The sequence below is a fragment of the Terriglobia bacterium genome (assembly GCA_020073205.1).
In the GTDB taxonomy this organism is placed as follows: Bacteria; Acidobacteriota; Polarisedimenticolia; order Polarisedimenticolales; family JAIQFR01; genus JAIQFR01.
This window is the reverse complement of the sequence record JAIQFR010000179.1, coordinates 1-4935: the sequence shown is the minus strand read 5'-3', so window position 1 is coordinate 4935 and position 4935 is coordinate 1. Positions and strand designations below refer to the sequence as shown.

General features: G+C 66.1%; 5 protein-coding genes. 3 read left to right on the top strand and 2 right to left on the bottom strand.

Annotated elements, in window-relative coordinates:
- The 3 genes from LAO51_19970 to LAO51_19960 form a co-directional block, all read left to right on the top strand.
- Positions 1-189 (top strand): acyl-CoA desaturase (locus tag LAO51_19970; protein MBZ5641023.1); only part of this gene is annotated, 189 nt, incomplete at its 5' end.
- Positions 190-395: 206 nt separating this feature from the next.
- Positions 396-1358 carry a glycosyltransferase family 2 protein gene (locus tag LAO51_19965; protein MBZ5641022.1) on the top strand — a complete coding sequence of 321 codons (963 nt, stop codon included), beginning with the start codon at positions 396-398 and terminating at the stop codon, positions 1356-1358.
- Entirely contained in the window at positions 1355-2110 is a 756-nt protein-coding gene (locus tag LAO51_19960) for a class I SAM-dependent methyltransferase (protein MBZ5641021.1), read from the top strand. The genes LAO51_19965 and LAO51_19960 overlap by 4 nt, the downstream gene beginning before the upstream one ends.
- A gap of 543 nt (positions 2111-2653) precedes the next feature.
- On the opposite strand, the gene LAO51_19955 is transcribed toward LAO51_19960, so the two are convergent.
- Positions 2654-3478, bottom strand: coding sequence for an FkbM family methyltransferase (locus tag LAO51_19955; GenBank protein ID MBZ5641020.1), 825 nt, complete (start codon positions 3476-3478; stop codon positions 2654-2656).
- Positions 3475-4737 (bottom strand): hypothetical protein, encoded by a 1263-nt coding sequence (locus LAO51_19950; GenBank protein MBZ5641019.1) that lies wholly within the window; start codon positions 4735-4737, stop codon positions 3475-3477. Before LAO51_19950 ends, LAO51_19955 begins: the two co-directional genes overlap by 4 nt.
- Positions 4738-4935 lie beyond the last annotated feature (198 nt).

The following is a 4935-nucleotide window of genomic DNA, read 5'->3' as shown; positions in this document are numbered from 1 at the left end:
ACCAACCTGCGCGTGCTCGCCTGGCTGACCGGCGGAGAGAGCCTGCACAACAACCACCACGCCTATCCCTCGAGCCCCAAGTTCAGCATGGGCCGCTTCGAGTTCGATCCTTCGTGGGTGGTGATCCGGGTGCTCATGCTGCTCCGGCTGGCCCGCCTGGTGGGCGAGAGGGTGAAGCTGGCCGCGTAGGGCGGCGCCATCGGGGCTGCGGTCGAAGTGCGCGCTCGCCCCGGACCCGCCGGACCAGGCCCCGTGAGCCGGTGACCACCGACGACGAAATTCCTCGCCTGCCTGGCCGAGCCTAGAGCGGTCGCCGCCCAGCCGAGACGCCGGCGACGATCTGGTGATCGGACAGCGCGCCAGAGAGTCCGGGCGCGTACTATAATGCGGTCGGTATGCTGCTGTCTGTGGTGATTCCGGTGCTGAATGAAGAGCGCAACGTCCCCGAGCTCTACCGGCGGATCGGCCGGGTCCTCGAGAGCCAGGATTTGGATGTCGAGATCGTCTTCGTCGATGACGGTAGCACCGACCGGACTCCCGACATTCTGCGGGACCTTCACAACCGCCACCCTCATGTGAAGTCCGTGCGCCTCGCCCGGAACTTCGGGCATCAGGCAGCGATTTCAGCGGGCCTGCGAGCCGCGTCTGGCGATGCGGTGGTGGTGATGGACGGCGACCTCCAGGACTCCCCAGAAATGCTGCCGACGTTCATCGCACGCTGGCGCGAGGGCTACGAGGTCATCTACGCTGTAAGGGAGCGCCGCTCGGCATCGCTGCTCAAGCGGTTTGGCTATGCGATCTTCTACCGGCTGCTCCACCGGATTAGCCACATCGCGGTCCCGCTCGACAGCGGCGACTTTTCTATGATGGACCGGCGGGTGGTGGACGTAATCAACGCGATGCCCGAGCGCACGCGCTTTGTCCGCGGGATGCGCAGCTGGGCGGGATTCCGCCAGACGGGCGTCACGCAGATCCGGGGAAAGCGGTTCGCCGGTGAGCCGAAGTACACGTACTGGAAGCTGGTTCGCCTGGCGCTAGACGGTTTCATCGGATTTTCCTACAGGCCTCTGCAGATGGCGTCACTGTTCGGCGCGGCCGTGTCCGTCGCCGCCCTGCTGCTCGCGATCCTGCTCATAGTCCTGAAGGTCGTGCACGGTATCCCGTTAGTCGGCTGGACCTCTCTCATCGTAGCAGTGCTCTTCCTTGGTGGCGTCCAACTGATCTGCGTGGGCATCCTGGGCGAGTACGTGGGCCGCATCTACGACGAGGTTCGCCAGCGCCCGCCCTACGTGGTCGCCAACGTCCTCGGCAAGACGCGGCTGGATGCCCCTCCGATCCGAGAAGTCGAGCGTCCGTGAAGGAGGAACTGAACAAACAGGAGCGCTTCTTCGATCTCGGAGAGACCTATTTCTGGTTGGCCGGCCAGAACGACTTGGTGGAGCGGGCGCTCACGCCGTACCTCACACGCCTCAAAACGGACGCGGGCCCCCGCCCTCTTCGCATCCTCGACCTCGGTTGCGGGCCCGGAAACACGTTGCGCCGGCTCGGGCGCTGGGGTGTCACGCTCGGCATGGATTTTTCGCTCGATGCGCTCGTCTTCGCGCGTACGCGCGGAGCGGCGCGTGTCTTTTCTGGGGACTCGATGGCGTTGCCGATCGCGTCGGAATCGATGGACTGCGTAGTCGCGCTGGACAATCTCGAGCACGTCGAAGACGACGAGAAGGCGCTCCGGGAGATCCGTCGGGTGCTCCGGCCCGGCGGAGCCTTCCTGCTCACGGTGCCCGCGTTCATGACCCTCTGGCGGAATCACGACATCATGTACGGCCACTTCCGGCGGTATTCGAAGCGGGAGTTCGCCAAACGGGTCCAACTGGCGGGGCTCGTCATCGAGGAGCACAGATTCTTTAAGTGTCTGTTCTTTCCGCCGCTGCTTGTGCTAGCGAAGGCCGAGCGTCTACTCTCACGCGTCGTGCCGCCTCGAGACAATTTCTACACGGTGCCGAAGTGGTTGAACAGGCTCATGCGGAGCGAGATTCTCTGGGAAGACCGAACGGGTCTGACACGGGTATTGCCCTTCGGCGTGTCGCTGATCTGCGTAGGCTCACGGTGACCGACGTCGAAACAGCACGCGGTCGTTCTGCTCTAGGCCGTTGTCGTAGCTCGGGGCCTCTACTGTTCACAATACCCGGCCCGGTAAGACGAGCCGAGGTATCTGTCTTTGTCGCTATTGCCATCAAGGCCGCCGTCAGGCTCTTCCACAACGAGGTGCTGGGCGAGCGCCTCCCGCTGCCGTTCTACATGTTGGACGCCACCCAGCCGGTCGTCGGCTGCGCCTGGCCGCGACCCACCGAATGATTGCGGCTCCCGGTGCGCCCGTGCTGCTCCGTCGCTCACGCGCGACTGGAGACGGCCCATGATCGAGCTGTCCTCCTTCTGCTTGACGTAGGTGTCCGACCGCGGTCCGGATAGAGGACCAGCTGCACCTTGTAGCCGAGAGCGCACGAACGAGGCCAGGAACCCGACGCCGGCGCCCGCGCCCACGTAGTCGCGGTAGATGAACGCGCTTCGGAGAAGACATGGTCTGCCAGGAACCGACCATGGCCGGGCCAAATTACGCTCGAGAACAAGTGTTTCGGCCCGCGCGGGCGTCGGGCTACGGCACGAGCGGCTGCCGTGCACAGAGCAGGTCGACGTAGAGCCGGCCGGCAAGGTGCCGCTCCGGCCGGCGCGCGTCGAAGACCTCGAGGCCTCCGTCCTCGTGCAACACGTGGATGACGAACCCCCGGGTGAGAAAGAAATCGAGGATCGACTCGGGTCGGAAGCCCATCTGGCCCATCGCCGCCGGTGAGTACTCGACGGCGGCGACCAGGCCTGGATTGGCCGCGACGATGTCGGCCATGCCCTCGCAGACCGGCAGCTCGTAGCCCTCGACGTCGATCTTGACGAAGCCGACCGCGCTGGCGATCCCGCGCTCGCGCGTGAAGCGGTCGAGGCTGAGCAGTCGCACCGTGTCACTCGCCGCCACGCCCCGGTCCGCGCGAAACGCGTCGGTGGTGATGCGGTGCCCGGCGTGGTGGCGGACGTCGCGCCAGAGACCGACCGTGCCTTCGGTAGCGCCCACCGCGGCGTGAACCGTCTCGACGCGGTCGGCGAGACCGAGCCGGCGCATCGTGCGGACCAGGCGCTCGAAGTTCTGGCGCTCGGGCTCGAAGGCAAAGACCCTGAAGCCCGGCGCGAGCCCGCGCGCGAAGACGCTGGCGGTGTAGCCGATGTTGGCGCCGACATCCAGGATGTGGCCGCCACGGAGGAGATCGGGCTGCCGGCGCGCGAGCGTGGCGAACGGATCGCTTAGCCGCTTGTAGACGAAATACGTGCGGACGAACAAATCACCGAGTACCGCGTTCTCCAGGAGGCCGAGCCGATTGGCCAGACCGTAGGCGGAGTGGAGGCCTTCCACGACACGCCCACGGAGGCTCACGATCGCACGCTGACCTCATAGAACGGCTCCAGCCGCTCGCCGAAGAGGTAGAGCGGAGCCTTGCTCTCCTCCCAGTAGCTGAACACCGGCCGCAGGGTGTAGGTCGTTTGCAGCTCGGCGAGGAAGGCCTCGAAGTCGCGCGCGCTGAGCCGCGTGCCCGCTCGCGTCGGCGCCTGGTTGATGCCGACCAGCGAATACGGACCGGGGACAAAGTTGTATACGAAAACGCGGTGCCCGAGCGCGAGGTGGCGGTCGATCGCCGCGCGAATCGACACGAACGCGTCCCGTGTCGGTTTCTGGCTGAAGACGTCCTTGACGCTGACGTGTTGCGCCTCGCCCCCTCGGTAGAGGCGCGCGAAGATGGGATCGATGCCGGACTCGGACGAGATGAAGAGGTCGTCGGCGCGGAACTCGCTGGCGCGGCGGACCTCGAGGGCGGCCTTCATCTGACCGTAGTGACGCCACGGGAGGATCCCGCCGCTGAGATCGACGACGAAGACGATCGCGACCAGTGCCGCGACGAGTCCGGTGAGCCAGCGGGAGCGCGGGCCGTCCGAGGTTTTCTGCGCCGCGATCAGCCCAAGCACGGACAGGATGACGAGCGGCGGGACCGTGACGACCTGGTACTTGGTCACGGTCGGCCAGAGCCACGCGTGGGGGAAGAGCTTGTAGGCCAGGATCCAGACCGCGGACGCGACGGCCATCGCCAAGAGTCGAGCCTCGACGAGGCGGCGCAGACACCGCAGTTCGGCAGCGAGAACCGCCATGATCGCGTAGGCGGCTACCGTGAGCGCGGTGAGGCCGAGGACGTAGGGACGGCCCAGCAGCGCGCGGTCGCGAACCGAATCGACGACCGCCTGCGTCCCGACGATGAACGCGGTCAGCTGGCCCTTCACCACTCGCGGCACGTCGAACTTCGTGGCGTGCTCGAAGCCCTGGAACTCCTGCGTGGAGCCCACGTGCACGCGAAAGGCCCAGAAGTACCACTGCACGGCATCGGTGAGCGTGTTCACCCCGGGGGCCCACAGAAGTCCCATAAACAACACCGCTGTGCACGTCGCGAGCGCCCCGGCTGCCACGTACACCAGCGCGTCGCTCACCGCCTGACGCCATGGGCGGCCGACACACAGCAGGGCGATCACGGCGAGCCCGAAGAGCACGTTCTCCTGCCGCAGCAACATGGCAAGCGAGTGCAGCAACGCGACCCCGGCTACGAACCGCCAGGTCCAGCTACCGCGCGCGTGAGCGCGCGCGATCATCCAGAAGATGCCTCGATTGGGATCGCGAGTGGCGGTTGGCATGGAAGCCGCACGTGAACAACGCGTGGTTCCGCTATCAAGACGACGTATACACGTCGTGGTGGCGCGCGCGTGTAGCCCCACCGAGAAACGCCGAGCGTCGTCCACGGCTGCTCACGACAGATGCCTTCGCGGAGGCATGCGGATTACCCGCGCTCG